This window comes from Microcoleus sp. D3_18_C4, assembly GCF_036702355.1.
In the GTDB taxonomy this organism is placed as follows: domain Bacteria; phylum Cyanobacteriota; class Cyanobacteriia; order Cyanobacteriales; family Microcoleaceae; genus Microcoleus.
Map to the genome: position 1 here is coordinate 6526 of NZ_JAUBTF010000070.1, position 25369 is coordinate 31894.

13 protein-coding genes and 1 pseudogene are annotated in these 25369 nt (G+C 45.3%); 6 read left to right on the plus strand and 8 right to left on the minus strand.

Annotated features, from left to right (window positions below):
• Positions 1-412 precede the first annotated feature (412 nt).
• Genes QUA90_RS25600 through cobA form a run of 3 tightly spaced genes read right to left on the minus strand, consistent with a single transcriptional unit; the run spans position 413 to position 2503 of the window.
• Positions 413-676 (minus strand): type II toxin-antitoxin system death-on-curing family toxin, encoded by a 264-nt coding sequence (locus tag QUA90_RS25600; RefSeq protein WP_333324548.1) that lies wholly within the window; start codon positions 674-676, stop codon positions 413-415.
• A 16-nt stretch (positions 677-692) separates the two neighbouring features.
• Positions 693-884 (minus strand): hypothetical protein, encoded by a 192-nt coding sequence (locus QUA90_RS25605; protein ID WP_015177921.1) that lies wholly within the window; start codon positions 882-884, stop codon positions 693-695.
• Between the two features lie 32 nt (positions 885-916).
• Entirely contained in the window at positions 917-2503 is a 1587-nt protein-coding gene (gene cobA, locus QUA90_RS25610; RefSeq protein ID WP_333448268.1) for a uroporphyrinogen-III C-methyltransferase, read from the minus strand.
• Positions 2504-2644: 141 nt separating this feature from the next.
• On the opposite strand from cobA, the gene QUA90_RS25615 reads away from it, so the two are divergent.
• On the plus strand, positions 2645-5863 hold the full coding sequence (locus tag QUA90_RS25615; protein ID WP_333448269.1) for a glycosyltransferase: 3219 nt from the start codon (positions 2645-2647) through the stop codon (positions 5861-5863).
• Between the two features lie 73 nt (positions 5864-5936).
• Here QUA90_RS25615 and QUA90_RS25620 read toward each other — a convergent pair whose 3' ends face one another.
• From QUA90_RS25620 to QUA90_RS25630, 3 genes are all read right to left on the minus strand, one after another.
• Positions 5937-15776 carry a tetratricopeptide repeat protein gene (locus tag QUA90_RS25620; RefSeq protein ID WP_333448270.1) on the minus strand — a complete coding sequence of 3280 codons (9840 nt, stop codon included), beginning with the start codon at positions 15774-15776 and terminating at the stop codon, positions 5937-5939.
• Between the two features lie 301 nt (positions 15777-16077).
• Entirely contained in the window at positions 16078-17136 is a 1059-nt protein-coding gene (locus tag QUA90_RS25625) for a homogentisate phytyltransferase (RefSeq protein ID WP_333448271.1), read from the minus strand.
• A gap of 36 nt (positions 17137-17172) precedes the next feature.
• On the minus strand, positions 17173-18126 hold the full coding sequence (locus QUA90_RS25630) for a methyltransferase domain-containing protein (RefSeq protein ID WP_333448272.1): 954 nt from the start codon (positions 18124-18126) through the stop codon (positions 17173-17175).
• A gap of 260 nt (positions 18127-18386) precedes the next feature.
• Here QUA90_RS25630 and QUA90_RS25635 point away from each other — a divergent pair, with 260 nt between their 5' ends.
• Positions 18387-19721, plus strand: coding sequence for a TrkH family potassium uptake protein (locus tag QUA90_RS25635; RefSeq protein WP_333388594.1), 1335 nt, complete (start codon positions 18387-18389; stop codon positions 19719-19721).
• Between the two features lie 33 nt (positions 19722-19754).
• Positions 19755-20543 (plus strand): TrkA family potassium uptake protein, encoded by a 789-nt coding sequence (locus QUA90_RS25640; protein WP_333388592.1) that lies wholly within the window; start codon positions 19755-19757, stop codon positions 20541-20543.
• A 337-nt stretch (positions 20544-20880) separates the two neighbouring features.
• Here the strand turns inward: QUA90_RS25640 and QUA90_RS25645 are convergent, their stop codons facing one another.
• Positions 20881-21114: a hypothetical protein gene (locus QUA90_RS25645; RefSeq protein WP_333324533.1), complete on the minus strand. Its 234-nt coding sequence runs from the start codon at positions 21112-21114 to the stop codon at positions 20881-20883.
• A 444-nt stretch (positions 21115-21558) separates the two neighbouring features.
• Between QUA90_RS25645 and QUA90_RS25650 the strand changes: the two genes are divergently transcribed.
• Both QUA90_RS25650 and QUA90_RS25655 read left to right on the plus strand, forming a co-directional pair.
• Positions 21559-22158, plus strand: a complete 600-nt coding sequence (locus QUA90_RS25650; RefSeq protein WP_333324531.1) for a sulfite oxidase-like oxidoreductase — start codon at positions 21559-21561, stop codon at positions 22156-22158.
• A 626-nt stretch (positions 22159-22784) separates the two neighbouring features.
• Positions 22785-23477 (plus strand): PEP-CTERM sorting domain-containing protein, encoded by a 693-nt coding sequence (locus tag QUA90_RS25655; protein WP_333080939.1) that lies wholly within the window; start codon positions 22785-22787, stop codon positions 23475-23477.
• Positions 23478-23878: 401 nt separating this feature from the next.
• Here the strand turns inward: QUA90_RS25655 and QUA90_RS25660 are convergent, their stop codons facing one another.
• A complete protein-coding gene (locus QUA90_RS25660) occupies positions 23879-24142 on the minus strand; it encodes a hypothetical protein (RefSeq protein WP_333324528.1) in 264 nt (87 codons plus the stop codon).
• 312 nt (positions 24143-24454) lie between these two features.
• On the opposite strand from QUA90_RS25660, the pseudogene QUA90_RS25665 reads away from it, so the two are divergent.
• Positions 24455-25325 (plus strand): annotated as a pseudogene (locus QUA90_RS25665) (IS5 family transposase).
• The last annotated feature ends 44 nt before the right edge of the window (positions 25326-25369 follow it).

The window sequence follows — 25369 nt, forward strand, 5'->3', positions numbered from 1 at the left end:
TTGGCTGATGACTATGGTTAAGGCTGCCGTAGTTCCTGCTAGCAGGGTGGTTAAGGTGTCGTAACGAGAAAAATTTATATTCATGGCTATTGCTAATTAGTAGTTGGGTAGCGGGATTTGCGGGAGAAAGGGCGATCGGCGGTTGGTGCTATTTTCTGTTTAGTTTTATTACTGATTTGACGCAAAGGATCTCGGCTTTGTTCTTTAGTGATAATTTTACTCGCTTTTTTGTTCCGCGATTCGCTATTTCCATGTAGGGTGAGTACGCCACACCTTACTTAATCTCCATTAAGGCTGCCCAACTTACTTATTAAAACTCAATAATACATGACTCAAACTCGGTGGTTAGTTCTTCCTTAGTCATGGTTCCCCGTGCGACTCGCATGACTAAATCATATGCTCGATCGTCCATCTAATTGAGAGTGCAAGCATTTAAACGCAAAAAGGTATCTGTCACTGCAGCAAAAGCTGTTCGTTTATTGCCGTCAATAAAGGGATGATTCATCGCTATGTGATAGAGATAAGCAGCAGCTTGTTCGGCAATTGTCGGATGCAACAATTGACCGCCAAAAGTTGCTTGCGGTTGAGCCAAAGCCGACTCTAACAAGCCTTCATCTCTGAGGCCGGGAGTGCCACCAAATCTTTCTATCTGTCTGGCGTGGATATTGACAACCATACTTTTGCTGACAAAATTAGGAGTTGGCAAGGCGACGATAAACCTCCTTTCTTTCGCGTTCTGAATCTAGATATGCCTGCCACGCTTTGGCTTCTAGTTTTTGTTGTTCTTCTTCAGTCTTTAAGGAACGGACAAATTCAAGCACTTTCAGCAGCAAGGGTTCTGGCACTTGGTCGAGTTCTTGAAGAAGTTGGTCTTTGGCGGTCATGTTTCTTTCCTCCTAATGATCGTACAACTATTTTACAACCTCGCTTGTGTCCATTGGACGATCGCCTCAGTCAGCCCATCCAAGGTATATTCCTTAGCTTCCACATCTAACTTACCCAATAAATTTTGGCAGCTTTTGGAAGTTTCCGGGCCGATGGATGCAATGCAAACGTTTTCCAACCAATCCTTAGAGAGGGACAATTTTGGGCTTTCTTGTATGAGATTGCAAAAGTTATGTACGGTTTTGGAACTGGCAAATGTTATGATATTTACGGCTTGATTTTGGAGTGCGGATAGGGCGATCGGATCAATATTTTCTGGACAGCAAGATTGGTAAGCTGGCACTTCTATTACTTGCGCTCCTTTGGCGGTGAATTCTTTAACTAAAACTTCTCTGCCGCCGCTTTCTACTCTGGGAAATAGGATTTTGCAGTTTGTAGGGGCGGTGCCCCCGTGCCCGCCCTGCCAGGGGAAGTTCTCGACTAGGGAATCGGCGACAAAGTTGGGGGGAATAAAGTCTGGTTGTAAAGAGTGCGATCGCAAACTTTCTGCTGTTTTTTTGCCGACAACGGCAATTTTAATACCAAACAAGCTGCGGGCGTCTTTCCCTTTTGCTTGTAATCGTTGGAAAAAGCAGTCTACAGCGTTGTGGGAAGTGAGAATTAACCAGTGAAAGCTTGACAATTGTGCGATCGCACTGTCTAATGGTTCCCAAGTGGACGGCGGCCCAATTACCAAGGCGGGCATTTCGATAACGCGGGCTCCTTGTTGCTGGAGTCGATCGCTAAATTCAGCCGACTGAGAAACGGAGCGCGTGACTAAAATGGTTTTTCCTGCTAGTGGCAATTTGCTGTTATTAGTGATGACTGGTGTATCGATCATATTTGTGCTTTCTGGCTGGATTAAATATTCGCGCAATCTGACTACTTCCCCAATTACGATCACGCAAGGCGATAGAGATTGACCTGCTGTTTGCTGTACAATGTTGGAGAGAGTGCCGAGCCAAATTTGCTGTTCGGGGCGGCCACAATCTCGGATAATGGCGATCGGAGTTTCTGGCGATCGTCCGTGCTTTTGCAATTGCCAAATTATCTCGCTTAAATTGCGCCCTCCCATCAATATTACCAAAGTTTCTATCTGCACTAATGCTTCCCATTCCAGAGCATCAGGTTCGTGGGCGCTCATCACTGCAAAACAGCGGCTCATTACCGGATCTGTGAGGGGAATTCCTGCTAGTAAAGGTGCGGCTAGGGCGGAGGAAATTCCGGGTATTACTTCAAACTCACAGCCCGCTGTGATTAATGCTTGAATTTCCGAACTGGAGCGACCAAAAATAAACGGATCGCCACTTTTTAAGCGGATTACTTGTTTTCCAATTTGGCAATGTTCTACCAGCAAACGGTTGATTTCTTGCTGCTGGGTGGACGGTTTGCCGCCACGTTTCCCGACTTCGATTTTTCGACAAGTTGCTGGGATTAATTCGAGTTGCGGGATGTCGATTAGAGCGTCGTAGATTAAGACTTCGGCTTGGGATAGCAGTTTGTGCGATCGCACTGTCATCAAGTTACAATCTCCGGGCCCCGCACCGACTAGATAAACTTTCCCTTTTTGGTTTTTCACAATTCCTCCTCGATAGTATAGTTGTATGAATATTGCTAGCCTATAGTAAGACGCGCCAACGCGCACCCTACACTATAGTAAGACGCGCCGAGGCGCACCCTACGGTATACTCCGCAGTTTATTGTATTAGAAAAGCTATTTATGCAGATTATCATCATCACGGCCGCCGATGCAAATTACTTTGAATTGGTGCAAGGTACTATTTTATCGGTGCGGGAAAAACCAGAGGGTGAAAATGTGGCGATCGGCTTTTTCGATCTCGGCTGTACTCGCGAACAGTTGCAGTGGCTGGAAAGACAAGTTAATATCATTCAAAAACCAGATTGGGACTTTGACTTTCCGGGCATAAATGAATCTCCCGAACATTTAAAAGGACTATTAGTTAGACCTTGTTTGCGAAAATACTTTCCCAATTTTGATATATACCTTTGGATTGATGCGGATGCTTGGGTTCAAGACTGGAGAGCAATTAATTTGTTGGTTGAAGGAGCATCGCGCCGGGGACTGGCAATTGTTCCCGAAGTTCACAGGGCAAGCTTGCAGCAGTACGGGCCACTGCCTGAGTTTTGGCAGTGGGTTTATCAACAATATGAAGCTAACTTTGGTGAAGAAACCGCTAAAAAATTCTACAGTTATCCTATATTAAATGCCGGAGTTTTTGCCCTCCGAAAAGATGCTTTGCACTGGGAAATCTGGGCTGAAAAACTCCATCAAGGATTGCAGAGATCCGGCTGTGTCATGACAGATCAATTTGCCCTCAACCTCGCTGTTTACAGTGGGGAATTGTTCAATATGACTGAAATGCTGCCAGCTTGGTGCAATTGGATATTCAACGGTTTTCCGGTTTGGGACAAGCAGCGAGGCTGTTTTGTGGAGCCGTACTTGCCGCAGGAGGCGATCGGCATTTTGCATTTAGCTGGCCGCCAGCAGTTTGACCAAGTACAATTGATGGCAACTGACGGCGATATCCTGGAAATTAGCGTCCGTTATCAACCTAAAAAACAGCCAGCAATACCAATATTTCAAGAACCAAAAATGACTTACCAACAACCTGAACTTAGCAAAAATAATTTATTACAACCAGGGGATTACGTTTCGCCAGGGTTCCAAATAATTATACCTGACTCCTATTTCCCCAAGATGATTATTGCCGATCCAAATGCGAGTAACTGGCCTTACTTGCGCCGGGAAATTCCGCATAATTGGTATGCAGACAAGCGCTATCCATTCATCGGGTTTTTGAATCGCGACGAAGCCCACATCCTTTACAATACAGCTCTGCAATTCAAAGGTAAAAAAGCCTTAGAAATAGGCTGTTGGCTGGGTTGGTCTGCTTGTCATTTAGCACTCGCCGGAGTTGAATTAGATGTCGTCGATCCGCTGCTAGAAAGAGACGACATCAGGCAAAGCGTCATTGATTCAATTCAAGGAGCTCTAAAGGCGTCGGGCGTTCAAACATCAGTCGAGCTAATACCAGGTTACAGCCCCCAAAGAGTCGAAGAATTTTCCGCTCAATTCAACCGCAAATGGTCGTTAATTTTTATTGACGGAGAACACGGAGAACCTGGGCCGTTAAATGACGCAATTGTTTGTGAAAAATTGGCGGAGGAAGATGCAATAATTTTATTTCACGATTTAAATGCTCCTGATGTTGCTCAAGGTTTAGATTACTTGAAGCAAAGGGGATGGAATACTGTAATTTATCAAACAATGCAAATTATGGCTGCTGCTTGGCGGGGCAATGTCGAGCCAGTAAAACATCAACCAGATCCCAATATTTCCTGGCAGTTGCCAGCACATTTGCACGGTTACAAGATTAGCAGTTTAGAGGCAATTAATTCTCAAACAGGCAGCCAAACACATCAAAATCAACAGCCATCTTATACAAGAGATTTTTACCAATTAATCGGAGAAGGAACTCGCACTTCTGCTAGAGAAATTATTCCCCTGCTGTTAGACTTGCTGCAACCCATTTTACCTAAAAGTGTGGTAGATGTGGGCTGCGGTACGGGAAGTTGGTTAGCTGCGTTCCACAAGTTGGGAATTGCTGATTGTTTGGGAATAGATGGCGATTATGTCGATCGCACTATTTTACAAATTCCTTTAAATCAGTTCCAATCCGCCGATTTAAAGCAACCGCTGCAAATAAACAGAAAATTTGACTTAGCAATTTCTCTGGAAGTTGCCGAACATTTGCCGGCTACCTGTGCCGAAAACTTTGTTAATTCTCTTACTCAACTAGCACCAGTGATTCTGTTTTCTGCTGCGATACCATTTCAAGGAGGCGTCGAACACGTTAACGAACAGTGGCCACAATATTGGGTTTATTACTTTCAGAAAAACGGGTATGCAGTTATTGACTGCTTGAGAAAAAAAATATGGAACAATGACAAAGTAGAGCCTTGCTACGCTCAAAATATCTTGATTTTTGTTAAACAAGAATACTTGTCGGGATATCCGAGGTTAGTAAATGAATATCACAATACCGATCTGAATCAATTAGCCATTGTCCATCCCAAGATTTATTTTTACAGCTTGCAAGCTGCTAGAAATTCGGCACATAATTTACAATCAGAAAGTGTCAAACAAGTTACAGCCTCGCCACAATTGGCAGATCGACCTTTGGTATCTGTGATTATTCCCTGCTACAATCAATCTCATTTTTTGGTGGAAGCAGTAACTAGCGTGATTAACCAAACTTACAAAAATTGGGAAATTATCATTGTCAATGACGGCAGCTTAGATAGTACGAGTACAGTAGCAAAAAATGCGATTGCAGCAAATCCCCAGCATCAAATTAGGCTAATAGAGAAAGCTAATCAAGGGATATCAAGGGCTAGAAATACTGGCATAGCCGCAGCAACCGGCCAATACATAATGCCCTTAGATGCCGATGATATTTTAGCTCCAAATGCCTTGAATTGTCTTTTAGAAATATGTCTAAAATCCCAAGTACCTTGCATAGCATTTGGTTCTTATCAACTTTTTGGCGGCAATGAAAATCACACAATACCCAGTTATGATTTATATTCACCAAAAAATATCAAACAATTTAATATGATTTGCACGTCTTCATTGTATCACAAATCAGTTTGGAATTTGGTCAACGGTTACAAAGCAGAGATGAAAGAAGGTTATGAGGATTGGGAATTTTGGGTTAATTGTCACAAACATAGCATTCCTTTTTGGGGAACGAGAGAAATAGTTCTTAATTATCGTAGCGTTCATGGTTCTAGGAATGCCACTGCTCAACAATATCATCACAAATTGGTAGCACAAATTGTTTCTTACAATCCAGAACTATACGAGATTGAAAGTGTAAACAGTGCTAACAAACTATTGGAATCAATCGGAAATTAATCTTTTTTATAATGAGTAAAGTCTTTACTACGAAGAATTTTCCGAAAGTTTGTAGTCAGGATTTTAGTGTTATCTACATATCTGCCATCACATCCAAAAAACGCTTAACCTGTTTTTCCCAAGTCCAATCCAGCATAAAAATAGCCGCAGCTAAACCGATCCGTTTTGCTTCTTCGCGATTAGTATAAACTTGATCCAAAGCCTCGACAACTTCTGCAACCTCAGACTCTCCCCAACCTTCTACACCAGAAAAAGGAGCCGTCAGTTTAACTCGTCCTTGATTCCATAAAGGATAGCAAATGTGGCTGTAAATCAAGTCTAAATGACCAGTATTTGCTGATAAAATAGTCGGAATTCCGCAAGCCATACTTTCCATTGCGACTAAATTAGTGCCCCCTTCGCAGCGGTTAGTGAAAACAGCGCAGTCGGCTTCTCGCAAAATTTGTCCAGCGAGGTGATTGGGAATTAAGCCGATGTCGATAAAAGAGTCAATCGGCAAACCGTTCGCCACTAACCATTGGGAAATTCCTAAACTTCCGTCGCGGTTGATATTGGGAAGCCCAGCCACGTTTCCAGTTTGTTCGATTCCTAACATATACTGAGGCCAGAAGTTGTGCCATGTTGTTAGTAACAAAGCCTCTGGATGTTTGGCGCGAAATCGTTTGAAAGCGGCAATTACAATATCTTGACCTTTGCGATATTCTAGTTTGCCGCCGGAGAAAATGACGAAGAGATCGCCAAATAGATTAGATTTGGGTGCAGGATGAAAAATTGTTGGGTCAATTCCTTGATGTACCATCGCTACATTAGTCAAGCCCCGGCTTCTCAAAACCTCCGCATTCCAGTTGGAACCTGCGACAATCGCGCTATATTTTTTGGCTGTTTCTAGTGCTTCTGCTTTGATTCGTGTGTCTTCAAAAAATATGACTCCTATTTGACAAGCGCTGGTAATTTGATTGTCAACTCCAGAGGATGCTAAATTATTCCCCAAAGCGTAAAGTACGGGAAAATTACAACTGATTTGTTTGTCGGAATTGGCTGCTACTAATTCCTGAAAAGTTTTGTGCTTTTCAATTACAGGTAACAACAGCGATTTATGCAGCGGATTCATCGCTTCTGAGGTGATTGATGGCGGTGCTAAAAGTGCAACGTCCCAGGCGGGATTTTGCCGCAGTTGTAGGGTTAAATTCAGGGCGTAAATTCCCCAACCGCTGGTTATACTGAGGGGCCAAGTAATGCCGATTCCGGTAATTTGTGCGGGAGTTTCTGGGGGTTGGATTTGAGGCTGAGCCTCTGGATTGGCGTTACCAGGCTGAGCCTGGGAACGAGTAGATTGTAGGGGCGGTGTCCCCGTGCCCACCCTCTCTAGCAAGGCTGCTTTTATACGATCGCAAACTCCATCCCAATCACCGGCTTTTTGCTGCCTAAACAACCGCACAGTGGGATACCAAGGGCTATCTTCGCGTTCCAGCATCCAGCGCCAATCGGGAACAAAAGACAGCAAAATCCAGACTGGTTTGCCCAAAGCACCGGCCAAGTGCGCGACAGAAGTATCTACACAAATTACTAAATCGAGTTGCGAAATAATTGCTGCGGTGTCGGCAAAATCTACGCAATGGTCGCTCAAATCTTCAATTTGGTGTTGCTTTAATAAAGTAATATCGCCTCCTGACAAATCTTTCTGAAGGCTGTAAAAACTCACTCCCGGAACATCTACAAATTTCACAAAATCGCTTAATTTACACGATCGCCGATGATTGTTGCGGTGCAGCGGGCCGCCCGCCCACACAATACCTACTTTTAGTTGATTGTTCGGCTCTAGGGAAAATTTAAAATCCTGTGGCGGAGCTAAATAAGGAATATTCGTCGGTATATTTTCCAAAGTCGTCCCCAGAATTCGTGGCAAACTTAGCAGCGGGGCTTGCACTTGAAAATCTATCAAATCGCTCGGCTTGACTCCTACTCGATCAACTCCTGCAATTCCTTCAAATAAACGCTTCAGCAAGACATGACAAGCAACAATAACTTTGCCGCCTTTTTGCTTAACTAAAGGCGCGTAGCGGATAAATTGTATCGTATCACCAAAACCTTGTTCAGGGTGCAATAAAATTGTTTTTCCCTGCAAATCAGAGCCATCCCAAAGCGGTTGCTCAAAAGAGCGCCGATCCAATTGTTCAGTTTGCCAGCGCGATTCGTACTCCGCAAAACCACGCTCAAAATTTCCAGTTAAGAGCAAAGCTAAGGCTAGTCTCAAGCGCCAATTTGGCGAGTTGGGACGTAGTTGAATTGCTTTATTGTAGAAGTCGATCGCCTCTGCTACTTTTCCTTCTTCTTCGAGGGCGGAACCCAAGTATAAGTTTGTTTCGCTCAGGTTGGAATTGGTTTCTAGCGCTTGTTTGTAGTGCGAAATTGCCTCGGTTATTTGCCCGTTTTCCTGTTTGAGATAACCTAAATAACTGTGGGCTTCGGCGTGGCTGGGTGAGGCGGCAATTACTTGTTCGTAACGAGCGGCTGCCTCTGCATTTTTACGTTGTTTTTCTAAGGCTTTTGCTATGTGAAATTGTACCTGTGCGGGCGATAAATAAAATCGAGGCGAAGCTTCGGTATCTCCGTTACCAGACACAGCTTGGGAACGAGTAGATTGTAGGGGCGGTGCCCCCGTGCCCGCCCTCTCTAGCAAGGCTGTTTTTACGCGATCGAATACTTCCTCCCAATCGCCCGGTGTTTGCTGCCGAAACAGTCGCGCCGTCGGATACCAAGGGCTGTCTTCGCGTTCCAACATCCACCGCCAATCCGGCATAAAACACAGCAAAATCCATACGGGTTTACCCAAAGCACCGGCTAAGTGCGCGACAGCCGTATCCACGCAAATGACTAAATCTAGTTGCGATATCACCGCCGCTGTATCGGCAAAATCGTTCAAATTGTCGCTCAAATCTATCACGGGAATTTGAGTCAACAAAGTACGATTTTCCGCCGACGCTTCTTTCTGAAGACTGTAAAAAGTTACACCGGGAATATCTAATAATGTCAGGAAATAGCTTAAATCGCTCGATCGCTGAAAATCCTTCAAATGTTCCGCACTTCCCGCCCAGGCAATCCCAACTTTAAACTTACTATCGGAATTTAGAGAAAATTGCCAATTGGGCGGCGCAGCTAAATAAGGAACATTTGCCGGTATATTTTCTAAATTTGTTCCGAGAATATACGGCAAACTCATCAGCGGTGCTTGCACTTGGAAATCGGGCAATTCATCCATCCGAACCGCCACTTGTTCGATGCCAGGAATCTGCTTAAATAAACGCTTCAGTTCTTGATAGCAAGAAATAATTACTTTGCCACCTTTTTTCTGCACAATTGCCGCGTATCGCACAAATTGAATGGCATCGCCTAAACCTTGTTCGGATCGGAGCAAAATAGTTTGTCCCTTCAAATCTGAACCGTCCCAAACTGGTTGATCAAAATTCAACCGTGGTAATTTTTTCGCCTGTTCAGTTTGCCAGCGCCACTCGTATTCTGCTAAACCGCGCAGCCAATCTCCAGTCAACAGCAAGACTAAGCTTAAATTGAAGTGAGCTTTGACACAATTTGCATCAAGTTTTATAGCTTGATTGTAACACAAAATTGCTCGATTTACGTCTCCTAATTGTTCAACAGCACTGCCTAAATTAGTAATAGCTTCTAGATAATTAGGGTTCAAAGATATGGCTCGTTCCAAGCTAGAAATTGCCTGTTCTATTTTTCCCGCCCCCAAGCATAACGTTCCCAGGTGATAGTGCCCTTTAGGATTGTTTGGTTCTGCTTCAATTGCACGCTCGTAAAAGCGTTCAGCCTCGGCTAGCTGAGATTGTGTTTGCATCGCCGCACCCAAATTTACCAGCGCGGGCGCATAATTGGAATTGACGGAAAGTGCTTGATGAAAACACGCGATCGCAGTCGGCAACTCGCCCTGCTGCTGGAGTATCGCGCCGAGATTGTTGAGAGCTTTGACGTAAATTGGATTCAGGGCGATCGCCTTTTGAAAACAAGATACAGCATCGGCTATATTGCCTTTATCTTGCAGCAAAATACCCAAGTTATTCTGCGCTTTAGCGCAGTTAGGGTCGATTTCGATCGCGCGCTGATAATAGGTGGCAGCTTCGGCTAAATTGCCTGTTTGGTGCAGTGTCACTGCCAAATTAGTGGCGGTTTCGATAGAATTGGGCTGCAAAACCAAAGAATTTTTAAAACAAGCGATCGCCTCGGAAAATCTACCTTGCGATTTCAGAATATTTCCGCAATTAAACTGTTCTTGAGCTAAGTCAGTATTGGGCTGAGCTTCTATTAGTGGTTGAGCTTTCTGATGCTGAGAAATTCTTGCTCTGAGCGCCAAACTAGCTTGTTGTAAAACTCCTTCCCAATCCCCCGCTGTAGACTGGCGAAACAGCCGCGCCGTGGGATACCAAGGACTATCTTCGCGTTGCAACATCCACCGCCAATCCGGAACAAAACAGAGCAAAATCCACACTGGCTTGCCCAAAGCACCAGCCAAGTGTGCCACACAAGTATCTACAGAAATTACTAAATCCAGAGCGGAGATTACCGCCGCAGTATCCGCCAAGTCGTGCAAATAAAAGCTTAAATCTGTTACGGCAATTTGCTGTAACAAGGCGCGATCGTCTGCTGTAATTTCTTTTTGCAAACTGTAAAAATCTGCTCCGGGAATATCTAACAGTTTGGCTAACAAATTTAGCGGAATCGAGCGCACATTATTTTGGGAGTTTTTAGGATTTCCAGACCATACAATCCCTACTTTTAAATTAGTAGTTGGATTGAGAGTAAATTCCCAACCGGGCGGATGAGATAAGTAAGGAACTTTGGCGGGTATAGTTTCTAAAGTTGTTTCAAGAAGGTGTGGCAAACTCATTAGCTGCGCGCGCACTTGAAAATCCGGCGCATCCTCTTGATTAACTATTAACGCATCGATTCCCGAAACTTGTGTAAACAAGCGCTGCAACTGCGGCAAACACCAAACAATTACCCTACCGCCTTTTTGTTTGACTAAATCTGCATAGCGGATAAACTGAATTGCATCGCCTAAACCCTGTTCCGGGCAAAGCAAAATAGTTTTTCCCTGCAAATCTTTTCCATCCCAAAGCGGCTGAATAAAGTTGTGCGATCGGAACTGTTTTTCTTTAACTAGGAGTCGCCATTCGTACTCGTAAAAACCGCGCTGAAAGTCTCCCGCCAGCAGCAAAGCTAAACCTAAATTTAGGTGAGATTCAGGATGGCCGACATTGAATTGAACTGCTTGGCTGTAGCAGGTGACAGCATCTGCAAATTGGCCGCGATCGTGCAAAGCACTTCCCAAACTGGTGAGAGGATTGATATAACCGGGTTTGAGTTCGATCGCCCGACGGTAACAATCGATCGCCTCTGCCATTTTTCCCGCTTCCTCAAAAGCTTTGCCGAGATTGTTCAAAGCTTGTGGAAAGTCGGGTTTCAGGCTCAAAGCTTGCTGATAGCAGGCGATCGCATCTTCAATTTTGCCCTGTTTGTGCAGGACAATTCCCAGATTGCAGCGAGCCTGTGCACTGGCTGGTAAGTGCTGAATCGCTTGCTGGCAAACAGCTAGAGCCTCATCTAACTTGTCTTGCTGTTGCAGGGAACTCCCCAAACCGATCAGAGTTTCTGCTAAATCCGGTTGCAGTGCAGTCGATCGCTCGTAGTATGCGATCGCGCGGTCAATTTTGCCCTGTCGGATCGAGGCGTATGCTAAATGCTGCAAAGCCTCCACATAATTTGGCTCGATCGCGATCGCCCGTTCGTAATTCGCGATCGCCCGTTCATAATTCGCGCCCGCTTCCTCCCCTTGTGCCTCCAAAGCAATTCCCAAATTCAAATAAGCCGCCGCGCAATTAGGATTGACCTGAATCGCTTGCTCATAGCAGCTTATAGCCTCCGCCACATCCCCTTGATCTTCCCGCAACAGGCCCAAATTAATCAGCGCTTCCGCGCAATTCGGATTCAAAGAAAGCGCCCGCTCATATTCTGAGATCGCCTCTTCAGTCTCCCCTGCATCCGCGAGCGCGCTGCCCAAATTGCTTGCAGTTTCCGCCAAATTCCGGTCAATTGCTAGGGCTTGTCGGTAGTGCGCGATCGCCTCTGTTACCCTGCCGGTATGCTGTTTAACAACGCCTAAATTGCTGTGCGCGGCTGCGTAACTAGGATCGATCGCGATCGCTCGCTCATAACATTCGATCGCACCACCAAAATCGGCTTGCTGCTGCAAATCCACCCCCAACCGAAACTCTGCATCCGCCGCATCCGACGGCACAAATGCAGCAGCCACTGCGCCTAGAGCCTCCGCCACCCGATCGAAAACGTCCTCCCAGTCGCCCCGCTGATGCTGGCGAAACAGCCGCGCCGTCGGATACCAAGGACTATCTTCACGCTCCAGCAGCCACCGCCAATCCGGCGAAAACGCCAGCAAAATCCACACCTGCTTGCCCAAAGCGCCCGCCAAATGGGCGACAGCGGTATCGACACTAATGACTAAATCCAGTTTGGCGATCGCAGCAGCAGTATCGGCAAAATCGCCAAAATGCGGGCTCAAATCTACGATCGACGTTTGATTCAACAGCGCGCGATCTGCCTCCGAAACCTCTTTCTGCAAGCTGTAAAAACTTGCCCCCGAAACGTCCAAAAGCGGCAGAAACTGGCTTAAACTGCACGAACGCTGCTTGTTTTTGCGGTGTTTTGGATTCCCCGCCCAGACAATGCCAACTTTCAAATTGCGATCGGGCAAAAGTCCAAATTCAGCACCCGCAGGCGGAGATAAATAAGCAGTATTTGCCGGTATTGTTTCCAGCTTTGTACCAAGAATATACGGCAAACTCAACATCGGCGCTTGCACGTCAAATTCCGGCAGTGGCTCGCCTTTAACTATTAGCAAATCAATGCCATCAACCGTTGCAAACAAACGGTGCAATTGCGGGTAACAGCCCACAATGACCCTACCGCCTTTATTTTTGACGATCGCAGCGTAGCGAATAAACTGAAGCGAATCGCCTAAACCTTGTTCGGCGTGCAGCAAAATAGTCTTTCCCACCAAATCAGAACCGTCCCACAGCGGCCGGTATTCTCTCGCCGAAACACTATTATCCGGTCCCGTCAAAAAACAGGAATGACCAGTGTGAAATTCTTTAATTTGCCAGCGCCACTCGTATTCAGCGAGACCATTTTCCAAATCTCCCACCAACAGCAAAGCCAAGGATAAATTCAGGTGAGCGCTCGCGTGATTGGGGTTTAAATGAATCGCTCGTCTGTAGCAGGTGATCGCATCTTCTACCGCGCCTTTTTCCAAAAACGTCCTGCCTAAATTGTTAATAGCTTCCACAAAATCCGGCAGCAATTCTAGAGCTTTGTGATAATACTCCAGTGCATCTTCTAAATTGCCCTGTTCTTGCAACACAGTTGCCAGATTGTTGTAAGCTTCCCAGCTATGCGGATGAATTTCCAGCGCTCGTCTATAAAGGTTTACAGCCTCTAAAAGTTCGCCTTTTTCTTGCAGCGCCACGGCTAAATTAATCAGGGCGGGTACGAAATCCGGTTGAGCTACAAGAGCTTGCTCGTAATGTGCGATCGCCTCTTCCACTTGACCTTGTTCCTCAAAAATCTTTGCCAAGTTGTAAGCGGTTTGAGGAATATTTGGATCGATGGCTAAAGCTTCTCGGTAATGGGGGATAGCGGCTTCCAATTCGCCATTTTCCTGCTTGAGAAAACCAAAATTAATCCGCGCTTGAACGCAATTTGGCTCAAGAGATATAATCTGTTCGTAAAGGGCGATCGCCTCTTCCCGATCACCTGTTTCCATTAAATGTTCTGCTTGTCGCAATAAATCCTCTAAAACAAGAGAGTTATCCCCACCCGTTGCGATCGCAACCGAGATCTCAATTCCCTGCGAGTGATTAGCTGCGGAGCCTTCTGCTAACCCTTCGCTCGCCATCACAAATATTTGTTTACTCTCTTTAACCACACTTACACCTGTCATTTTGAGAGCCACAGAATCGAGGTCAGGCTTATTATTAGCAGTCATTGCAAGCGAAAGGGAGTCAAACTGCTTGTGGGCAGAATCCTCGGAATAACTAGCAGTATTGGCGATCGCAAATAAACTCAAAGCCGCCTGTACTTCCTCAAACAATTCTTGCCAACTTTCCGGCTGACTTTGGCGGAAAAGCCTCGCAGTTGGATACCAAGGATTATCTTCACGATCCAGCAGCCAACGCCAGTCAGGAGCAAAAGAAAGCAGCACCCAAACCGGTTTTCCTAAAGCACCGGCTAAGTGCGCCACAGCCGTATCGACAGTAATGACTAAATCCAGTTGAGATATAGCCGAAGCAGTATCAGCAAAGTCGTTCAAATGCGGAGTCAAATCCGGCACTAAGTGTTGGTTCAACAAAGTGCGATCGCTCTCGGACAAGTTTTTTTGTAAACTATAAAAAGCGATTCCCGGAACATCCAAAAATCGAATAAAATCGCTCAATATGCAAGAACGCTGATTGTCTTTCCGGCGCTTCGGACTCCCTGCCCAAACAATCCCCACCTTCAATTTGGCATCAGAAGAAAGCGCAAATTTGCACTCAGCAGGCGGATATAAATAAGGAACATTGGCAGGTATTGTTTCCAGAGTTGTCCCGACAATTTGCGGCAAACTCATCAGCGGTGAGTGAACGTCAAATTCTGGCAAACCTTCCAGACTAACTGATAAATATTCAATACCAGGAACTGTCGCAAACAACCGCAGCAGTTCTGGATAGCAAGCCACCATAACTTTAGCGCCTTGGCTGCGAAGAATCGGCGCGTAGCGAATAAACTGAATAGAATCGCCGAAGCCTTGCTCGACGTGCAGTAAAATAGTTTTTCCCTGCAAATTTGAACCATCCCAAACCGGCTGTTTAAATTGCCTCGGTTGTAGTTGCGGAGTGCGCCACCGCCACTCGTATTCAGCAAAACCGCGCTGAAAATCTCCGAACAATAGCAAAGTTAAGGCGAATTCCAGGTGGGCTGTGGCGTTGTCTGGCTGCAATTCCAAGGCTCGACTGTGACAAGAAAAAGCCTCTTGAAATTCTCCCAAATCGACCAAAGCGTGTCCGAGATTGTTAATAGCCTCCACGAAATCTGGCTTTAAGTTTAATGCTTGTCTGTAGTAGGATATTGCGGCTTTTACATTGCCTTGTTCGTGGTAAAATGCTCCTACATTGTTGTGAGCTTCGGGATTGGTGGGTTCTAGTTTTACAGCTTGCTGGTAGCAGTTGAAAGCTTCGGCGAATTTCCCCTGCTGTTGCAAAACTGTTCCCAATCCCATCAGGGAATATATCAAATTTGGATTAATTTTTAAAGCGTGGACGTAATAAGTTATAGCCTCGTTTAACTGTTTTTTTTGTTTAAATAAGTGTCCTAAATTGTGCGCTGTTTCCGGCAGGTTTGGATCGAGTTTCAACGCTGTTTGGTAATATAAAATAGCCGCGTCTATTTCCCCTAATTGCTGTTTTACCCAGCCCAAATTATTGTAAGCGAGTGCGGAATTTGGCTGGATTTTGATGACTTGTTCGTAACTGGCGATCGCCCTTTGATACTCGCGTACATCCAGCAAAAGATTAGCCTTATTTAAATGTGCTTCTACAAAATCTGGCTTTTGGGCGATCGCTTGTTCGTAAAAGTCGATCGCCTCTGCAATTTTTCCCTGCTGTCTCGCCGCTATTCCCAACAAACACAGCACGTTTGCTGATTCCGGCTGCACTTCTATTATTTGCCGGTACAAATTCTCAGCTTCTAACAAACGGCCCGCTTGGTGATGTTCCCAAGCTAATTTCAAAGAGTCTTCGGCACCCAGTTTGCAGGCAGATTTCCGCGATTTTTTTTGAGAAGCCATAGTTGTCTTGCTTGTTTGGGAGTTCGCTAACTTGTAATTGCCAACTTGTTCTAATTTGTTAACTCTTCCTTCCTTCTTCCTCCTTCCCCCTTCCTTCTTCCCTCTTCCCCCTTCCTTCTTCCCTCTTCCTTCTTCCCCCTTCCTTCTTCCTTCTTCCTTCTTCCTTCTTCCTTCTTCCTTCTTCCTTCTATCCTTTACCTCCGTTACATCCGTTACATAATCCGTTGCCGAACTTCCTTCTTCCCTCTTCCTTCTATCCTTTACATCCGTTACATCCGTTACATAATCCGTTGCCGAACTTCTACCCCAACAAACAAGCTGCGGGAAAAATCAGATATTCTAAGAAAAACAACTTCCAGATAAACTGATAAAATGCAGCAATTTCTATTTTATCGTCCAAATCAACTTTCGTGCTCCAAAACCACATCAAACCCAAAGCCGCCAAATGAGAAACTGCCAGAAACACTAAATTAACATTAGACAATACGATCGCTCCCGCCAAAGTCGCGCCCAAATAACAAACCGTCAATACCCAGCGAGATAAATTAAAGACGGCAGGCTTGCCCAGCTCAATGGTAAACGTAGTAATATTATATTGCTTGTCCCCTTCCATGTCGGGGATATCTTTAAAAATGGCGATCGCCAACGTAAACACCACAACAAAAACCGTCAGCACCCACACTTCCGCAGGAATCTCAAAAGACACACTCTCCCAACTCCAGCCAGAAAAAGCGCTTTTCGCCCCTCCCAAACCCAACACCCAATTAAAGTGTAAAAATAACCCTAAATTTACGATCGCGCCCCGCACAGTAAAAATGCACAGCGCCGCCCAAAAAGGAAACCGCTTCAGCCGAATTGGGGGCAGAGAATAAGCAGTCCCGATCGCCAAACTAACGCCAACGGTAGCCAGCAAAAACGGGCCTTGTAAAACCGCCGTCAAAATTGCTATAATTCCCGTTGCAATTACAATTAATTCCCCGGTTTTCTGAGAAAACACTCCCGAGGCGATCGGCAAATACGGCTTATTTATTTTATCAATTTCAACATCTTCTAACTGGTTCAATCCCACAATATAAATATTGCCGCAAATGCAAGCCAACCAGGCAAAAGCTAGGGACCCAAATACAGGATTCACAAACAGCCGCGCACTTTGGGAGATCGCGTACAAAGCCAATACACTCAAGCTAGTACCCACAATTGTGTGCGGCCGAGAAAACTCCCAAAATGCCCTCACCCAGCTTTGCGGAGCCGAGCCATTTTTATCACTCCAAGACTTGCCAATCGAATCATTGCCCATAAAACTCACACCCACGCCACACAAATAATATTCTGTAGGGTGCGTAATACGCACCTTACTCATCAACTCAAGACTCAAAAATTCTCTGATATATGCCTGTTATTTTACAGCACAAATCAGCCCAAAACGAATCAACCCGCTCTGATATCCACGGCTCATCAATCCGAGAGCAAGTGCTGCTTGAATAGTCGTCCAACCGCTAGTTAGCAAACCCCAAATCGCGCTGGGAGTCAAAGCAGAATCGATCACCACATCCCAAAAAGGAGCCACAGCTTTTGACCAATCAGCGGTGCGAATACTTGTCAAAGGCAAACTGCGGACAATTTCCTCGTATTCCGGTAAAGAAATCACATAAGGCAAAGCATAAACCCGGTAAATTTCTGCCAATTCCTTTCTCTCTTCATCAGTTAATTCTCCCGCCGTTTCTCCCAGCGGGCGGTGACACCAAGTTGCCAATATCAAAGTTCCTCCCGGCTTGAGTACGCGGCAGCATTCCTGCAAAAACTTAATTTTGTCGGGCATATGTTCGCCACTTTCGAGCGACCAAACCAAGTCGAAGGACTCGTCAGGAAAAGGCATATTCAAAGCATCGGCCACCAAAAAGTTCACATTGCTTTGAGCATCGGCAATTTTAGCGCGTTCGGTCGCTCTGTTGGCCTGTACCGGACTCAGAGTAATCCCGGTCGCTGTAACGCTAGCGCCCGTTTTATTTTGTTCGGGCGATCGGCTATAATTTTGATCCGCCTCGCCATCCAACTTTAAATTATTTTGAGGGAGAGAACTAAACTTTTCGGTCAAATACAGCGTGCTGCCGCCGATCCCGCAACCGACATCGAGAATGCGGTAAGATTCACACAGTGCCTTCTCTGACGGTACTCCAGCCCATGCCAGCAGTTCTTCTATCAAATCTATCTGAGCCTGTCGGCGCTCTTTTTTCAAATTGCCATCCGGGCCGTAGTAACCGTGGTGCATATGTTCGCCCCACACCTGCTCCCACAAACCGCTAGAAGCGTCGTAAAGTTGCTGAATTTGCTGGTAAAGTGTTGATGTCATCGCCGGATCGCAAGTTATTAAAGGAATTCTACCGTTATTTTCCCGCTGTTGTCATAGAATTTGGCGATTGAGTTCGATCGGTCTCCGGCCTTCGCCAGATAGAGATGTCCTGATTTCAAGCCCGACGCTCTATTTGTGGGTTCCCTCTCAAACCTCAAATCTCAAATCGATTTGTGGCTTCCCTCTCACACCTCAAATCTCAAATCGATTTGTGGGTTCCCTCTCAAATCTAAAATCTTAAATCTCAAACCTAAAATCGAATGACTGTCTCGCGAACCATTGCTTTGGGCTTTCTCGCTGTCATCCTCGCAGGTGCTTTATTACTGATGATGCCCTTTTCCACAATTGATGGAACTTGGAGCGATCCAATAACAGCACTTTTTACTTCTACTTCCGCTGTCTGCGTCACGGGCTTGTCGGTTGTGGATGTCGGAAAATATTACTCTTTTTGGGGGCAACTGTGCCTAGTTTTACTGGTGCAAATAGGAGGCTTGGGCTACATGACAGCCACGACTTTCTTACTGCTGTTATTGGGCCGCCGCTTTGGCTTGAAAGACAAAGTTGCCCTGCAACAATCTCTCGACAAATCCGGGCTCGCCGGCGTAGTACAACTCGTGCAGTCAATTCTAGCAACAACGCTTTTGTTTGAATTAACAGGAGTGTTTTTGCTGATGACGGTTTTCGTCCCCCAATACGGATTTAAACAGGGTGTGTGGTCGGCTATATTTCACAGCGTTAATTCCTTTAACAACGCGGGTTTTAGCATCTATTCAGATAATTTGATCGGCTACATCACTTCGCCTATGGTTAACTTCACAGTCAGCGGTTTAATCATATTTGGGGGAATCGGCTATCAAGTAATTATGGAAATGTACTTGTGGCTGCGCGATCGTTTCAACAAAAGCCCTATCTGCACAGTTTTTTCCCTGAACTTCAAAGTTGTCACCACTACAACGGCTGTCCTTTTAATTTTAGGAACGCTAGCCTTTTTGGTGCTGGAATACGACAACCCAGACACTTTCGGCTCTCTAAATTTTCCTCAAAAGCTGATGGCAGCTTGGTTTCAATCTGTTACTCCCCGCACGGCAGGGTTCAATACAATTAGCATTGGCCAAATGACCGAAGCCTCGCTATTTCTGACCATCGCGCTGATGTTTATCGGCGCTAGTCCTGGCAGCACCGGCGGCGGAATCAAAACCACAACTTTTAGGCTATTGTTTTGCTGTACCACAGCAGTTATCGAAGGCCAGGAAGATGTGGAGTGCTATCAGCGTCAAATCCCGCCAGCCATGATTCTAAAAACCATTAGCGTAGTCTTCGGTTCCATGTTGGTCGCGTTCACATCTGCAATTTTAATCGAGCTGACCAATCCCCGAGTAGAATTTATCGCAGCGCTGTATGAAGCCGTTTCAGCTTTTGCCACGGTCGGTCTTTCCACTGGGATTACACCCACACTTTCAGCGATCGGTAAGTTGATTTTGATTGCTACAATGTACATAGGTCGGGTTGGGATACTGCTGCTGGTGAGTGCTGCATTCGGCGACCCAAAACCCAGGTCTTTTAAGTATGCTGAGGAAAGTTTGTTAGTGGGATAAAAAAAACCTGCCTCGTTGCTGATAATCTAAACAATGGGTGACAACCCAAATCAACTTTTACTACTTACCCAAAAATCAAAAAGGAGGCGGCGCTGTCATAGCAAGACGCTCAGCGCTGGAAATTTAGTGAACCTGTCATCTTTGAATTTTTTTCGCACTTTGCGCGCCGACAACAAGCAGTTTGCAGTTATTGGTTTGGGACGCTTTGGCAAAGCTGTGTGTTCTACTCTGCACGGTTTGGGTTACGAAGTCCTGGGAATTGACACCGATGAAAAAAAAGTAACTCAAGCTTTGACCGAGCGCATTGCTGCTCACGTTGTGCAGTTAGATTCTACTGAGCCTAGCGCTCTTGCGGAAGCAGGTATATTTGAGTTTGAAACAGTGATTGTGGCGATCGGCAATTACCTAGCAGAAAGCATTACAACCACGCTTAATCTTAAGGAAGGGGGGGTACGTCACGTAATAGCCAAAGCTTCTTCGGAAACTCACTTAAAACTGTTGAAAAAAGTCGGCGCAGATCATGTAGTTTTTCCAGAACGAGAAATGGGCTGCTCTGTGGCCCGCCTTCTTACAAAACCCAGCATTTTAGAACGCTTTGACCTCGATCCAGATCACAGTATCGTTGAGTTGCTCGTTCCTGACAAGTTTGACGGTAAAACCGTCTCCGAATTGGAGCTCCGGCGCAAGTATGGTTTGAACTTGCTAGCAGTCGGGCGCGCCGACAAGTTCGAGATTAATCCGGAGCCAAGCGAACGCTTAAGAAAGGGCGACGCGATGGTAGTAATTGGTTCTAATAAAGATATCAATCGCTTGCCAATTTAACAGCTCGCCATTTTACGCACATACAGCAACACTCCTGGACTCAGAAACCCGGTTTCTTTTGTTCCGAGTGCCTAAGTCCTAAGCAAGCCTTGCGCGATGTGTGAAAATTTCCGACCCCTACAAACCCGGTTTATCTTAGATAAACCGGGTTTCTCTGTCAATATTTATGTTTTAATTTTTAAGTGAATAATGTAAATTGAATTTCACCAGTTCTGGGGTTGGTTCCGTCTTTGCGACCCCCTCGCAGAACCTAGCCAGACAAATCGCGAAAAATTTTAACAAAGTAGCAGCACTCGATCGCGCTCCCGCCAATCATAGGAGCGCTAGCCCTGAAAATTCAGCCGACGTTTAAGATTTTTTGCACGTAAGCTTTGCCGAAGACCACCACCGCCAAGACTAGAGCGAGTTCAACAGGCCAAGGACACACCGCCAGCAACCAAATTAACGAACACACTCCAATAATTGCAGCTATGGGAGCCGGAATTCCGTCTAACGTTCTATTGTCAGTCCCCGCAGTCACCCACCCAGCAATCAAGCAGACCATCAAAGGAATCAAGCAACTTGTGATCATGATTTTTTCCCCATCAATTTTTTTTACATATGGCATCCGAGCATATTGTTACAATACATCAAAAATTAGGAAATGCCCCATGAATTGCGATAAAATTTAAGATTACATACTTAATAAGTAGGTAGGCGAAATTAAACTCAGCTATGTAACACTATGTAAACAGGAACAGGCCTGAGTTGGCCACGCTTAGGGCTAAAGATACTTTACAATCGTTTACATAATTGGCTTTTACAGTGCCTACTTACTGACGCTGGAATCATAATAGTTGGTAATTTTTAACTGTGGCTATCTCCGAAGGCAGAATTAGGTGGGCATCAGGCAGAATTTAGGAATTTTTCTTTCTACAGAAGTCCTGAAAGCTTTCTACCTTGAGATGAATTGCGATGCCCCCATCTCTGCAAGCTATACTCAGGATTGCAGTCAGTTACTGTAGAGTGTGAATCAATGCTGGGCAAATTTTTTAGCAAGCCAGAATCAGAAAACATCGATCGCGTCCCCCCGGGTCAATACCTCGCCAACGGCTTTCCTGTGCTGACCTACGGCGATACACCCTCCGTCAGCATTGAAAGTTGGGAATTTAAAGTCTGGGGATTGGCAAAACCACAAACTTTCACTTGGTCGGACTTCCAGGCCATGCCCCAAAGTAACTTTACGGCGGATTTTCACTGCGTCACCCGGTGGTCAAAACTCGATGTGCAGTGGACGGGAGTCAAAGTCACAGATTTTATGAATTATATAGAAGTCGATCCGAAAGCTCTGCACGTCCTAGAACACTGCTACGGCGGCTACACTACCAACATTGCGATCGCCGACTTCCTCCGAGAAGAAAACTTTTTCGCCCACACCGTCTTCGGCGAACCTCTATCCGCAGACCACGGCGGCCCAATGCGGCTCGTAGTTCCCCACCTGTACGCTTGGAAAAGCGCTAAATGGATTAACGGCCTGGAGTTTACAGAAACCGAAGAACTCGGTTTTTGGGAACGCAACGGCTACCACCAGCGGGGCGAACCTTGGGCAGAGGAACGCTACAGCGGTCTGTTTTGATGCGGGCGATCGGGAGCAAGGACGGAACCACAGCTTCTCTATAGAATCTTTGTTGAGGGGCAATCCGCTCTTTTACCGCTTCAATCTGCGGAAATTGCATCTCCTCGATCGCATCTTGGGGATATCTCACACCAGGGGCTCTATATTAATTCAACCAAAATACGTAGACCCAACGATCGCATTTTGTACGTAATTTACCCGATAGATAAACTACTTTAACTCCCCTACACCAGCCCCAAAAAACACATATTCCCAGTTTCTGGCTAATAGAAAACTTCTGGAACTGTCAGTACCGACGAATATTACCGTATTTATACTTAAGTGTTTGCTATTGAGAATTTAGACTTGAGAATATCATAAAAAATTAGCATAAACCCGATCCAAATTACTTGGGCTGACCAGCGCTCCATGCCCGCGACTGCAAGGTTTCAAGCCACAATATTGATAATTATTTAGTGGGTATTATTAGGGAGCGATCGCCCGTCGGCAGATGCGATCGACAGCATTTGTGAAAGTTATGTAAAGGCTTGATAAAGAATATGTCAAAATTCACCTAAAGTGAACCAAATACAAAAAAAGTATCGCATAATGAAAATATTAAGACCATCGCACAAACGGAACAGGTTATGAATACCAAACTCTTATCCGCCCTAACAGCTACCGCCGCCGCCACAGCTCTGTTTGGCGCCGGAGCTCCAGCTCAAGCCTTCTCCTTTGGTACCAACGGCATCACATTCAGCCAAGATACAAGCGTCAAGTTTAGCTTCAAAGAATCTCACGGTATGTACCAATCCTCTTTGGGAGTCTACAGTGTGAAGGACTCGGCGGTATCTCTAGTTAGCACCCTGTTTTCGGAAACTAAATCCTCAGACAACCAGTGGGAAAACGAATGGAAAGGAACTCTGGGCAATACAGTCGTGGGTTCTGGCTCGGCAGTATTCACCTTCCTGGCAAATCAAGTTTACACTTTGGGGCTCGACAGTGGCTGGGGTGGCAGTGTCTACTCGACCTCAAGCTTGAACACTGGCAGCCAGCAAGCGGTGTTTGGCGCGCAATCGCAACTGTGGGACGCACTTGGCAAAGAAGACACCAAAGTCTTCCAAGCTGCCGGACAATTCACAAACGGCACAAGTTCTCTGTTTAATGGAGGCACGCTAATCTCCTTCGACGATCGTGGTAACAAAAACGACGCAGACTTCCAAGACTTCGCAGTGAGCGCAGAAGCAGTTCCAGAACCGATGACAATGACTGGTTTGGCTCTCGGTTTGGGTGGCTTGGTTGCAGCACGCCGCCGCCGCGCTAGCAAGACGAGTTCATGATTTTTTTCAAATGGGAACAATCTCCTCATTTACGTTTTACAAAATAAAATTCAATTAGGAGGCGCGCTAATGAGAAATCGGCTCGCCTTTTGCTTGATTTGAAAAGTCAGAAGGGAGAAGTCATATCAATTCTGGTTGCACTCCTCATGATTGTTGACTGTTGACTGTTGACTCGGGGTCGCCAAACTGAATGATGGTTGAGTGTTGGATGTTGACTCGATTTTACGCCCGACGATGAAGCGCGGATTTGAGATCAGAGGGAAGTTCGGCAACGCCCACTGTACGGGATTTAATGGATTTAACAGATGGGTGTTGAGGGAAGAAGTCAAGCGTGAAGAAGTCCAGCGTGAAACAAGAGGATTTGTCCCACTCTCCCACTCTCCCAACTCAAAATTCAAAACTCACTCACGGTAAATTGTTCGATCGTACAAAGTCACCAGTATCGGTTGAGGAATTTTAATGTCCGCCCGGATGCACGCTACTTTAATGGCCACCACAGCCCTGGTGTTTGTCCGTCGCACCTGTGCTTGTTCGCGCAGCGTCCAATAGCGGACAATAAGATGCAAAGAACCATCGCTAAAGCCTGAATTATCAACATCATAGGTTAAATTTAAAGGCAAGTTAGTTCGCCTGTGGGGCAGGCATATTAATAAGCTGTTGTGCATTTCAACTGTATATTGAGGGCGGTAAGCTGTTACGCATTTAAATTGGAAATTCGGGACAGGCTAGAAGCCCGTCCCACAAAAGTTTTATTGATTTTTGACACACAATTTAAATGTAGAACAGCTTATCTCCTGCCCAAGCCCTACTCCCCACACAAGTAAAGATTAGACCTCTTGCAAAAAAAATATGCTATAATAAAGGGTTTGGCTTAAGTGGAGGGAATTGCAGGTTGAGCTGATTTTCAGGACATGATGCTCAAAACAGCATAAAATGCTAAAAAGGGGTTTTGTAGTTACACAATAAATAAATCAATCATGAACAATCGATTTTATCAAAATTTGAAACCGGAGCAATTTAAACGAAGATTTGGTGTCCTGATTCAAACGTTTAAACAAATGGTTAACACTTTAGAAAAATTCCGGCTAGAAAATCCTCAAGATAAACGAGGACGCCGAAGCGCCTTAACTCTTGAAGAACAAGTTTAAGTGGCCTTGGAATATTGGCGAGAATATCGAACCTATTTTCATATGGGGACAAATTGGGGAGTATCCGAATCAACAATTTGCCGAATTGTAACTAACATTGAATCAACTTTAATGAAAACGGGAAAGTTTGGTATTCCTGGGAAAAAAGCATTGTTCAAAGGTTTTGGGCGTCAGCAAAGTTGTCGTAATGGATGTCACAGAAACAGCTATCGAACGCCAAAAAAAAACAGAAAAAATACTATTCAGGAAAGAAAAAACACCACAGCCTAAAAATGCAAGTGGTCATTAATCAAGAAAGTAAACAGATTATTTGCCTACATTTTGAACCGGGCATGGCCACGATTTCAGCTTGTTTAAAAAAAGCAATGTTCATTTCCATCCCTCAACCGATAGTTTACAAGATAGTGGCTATCAAGGGATAAAAGATTATCACTTTAATAGCTGGATTCCTAAAAAGAAACCTAAAAATGGGAATCTTTCTCTTTTATCAAAAGACTACAATCGAGCTTTAGCTCAGGCTCGAATAGTGATTGAACATGTTAATAGGAGTCTAAAAGTTTTCAAAATTTTGTCAAGTCGTTATCGAAATCGCCGCCGCCGTTATGGTCTCCGTTGTAATTGGTTGTCAGCACTTTACAATTATGAGTTAGCTCTCAGGTCTAAAATTCCTGGGGGGGTGACAAAGAGGTCTACGAGATAGACTGTATAAGGGTTGCGGCCCGCATACCTTGTTGATAAAAACGG

What these genes read in the sequence shown, in the direction of transcription:
- QUA90_RS25600 (WP_333324548.1), bottom strand. Translation starts at nt 676, where the DNA reads ATGGTTGTCAATATCCACGCCAGACAGATAGAAAGATTTGGTGGCACT.
- QUA90_RS25605 (WP_015177921.1), bottom strand. Translation starts at nt 884, where the DNA reads ATGACCGCCAAAGACCAACTTCTTCAAGAACTCGACCAAGTGCCAGAA.
- QUA90_RS25615 (WP_333448269.1), top strand. Translation starts at nt 2,645, where the DNA reads ATGCAGATTATCATCATCACGGCCGCCGATGCAAATTACTTTGAATTG.
- QUA90_RS25620 (WP_333448270.1), bottom strand. Translation starts at nt 15,776, where the DNA reads ATGGCTTCTCAAAAAAAATCGCGGAAATCTGCCTGCAAACTGGGTGCC.
- QUA90_RS25625 (WP_333448271.1), bottom strand. Translation starts at nt 17,136, where the DNA reads ATGAGTAAGGTGCGTATTACGCACCCTACAGAATATTATTTGTGTGGC.
- QUA90_RS25630 (WP_333448272.1), bottom strand. Translation starts at nt 18,126, where the DNA reads ATGACATCAACACTTTACCAGCAAATTCAGCAACTTTACGACGCTTCT.
- QUA90_RS25635 (WP_333388594.1), top strand. Translation starts at nt 18,387, where the DNA reads ATGACTGTCTCGCGAACCATTGCTTTGGGCTTTCTCGCTGTCATCCTC.
- QUA90_RS25640 (WP_333388592.1), top strand. Translation starts at nt 19,755, where the DNA reads ATGGGTGACAACCCAAATCAACTTTTACTACTTACCCAAAAATCAAAA.
- QUA90_RS25645 (WP_333324533.1), bottom strand. Translation starts at nt 21,114, where the DNA reads ATGATCACAAGTTGCTTGATTCCTTTGATGGTCTGCTTGATTGCTGGG.
- QUA90_RS25650 (WP_333324531.1), top strand. Translation starts at nt 21,559, where the DNA reads ATGCTGGGCAAATTTTTTAGCAAGCCAGAATCAGAAAACATCGATCGC.
- QUA90_RS25655 (WP_333080939.1), top strand. Translation starts at nt 22,785, where the DNA reads ATGAATACCAAACTCTTATCCGCCCTAACAGCTACCGCCGCCGCCACA.
- QUA90_RS25660 (WP_333324528.1), bottom strand. Translation starts at nt 24,142, where the DNA reads ATGCACAACAGCTTATTAATATGCCTGCCCCACAGGCGAACTAACTTG.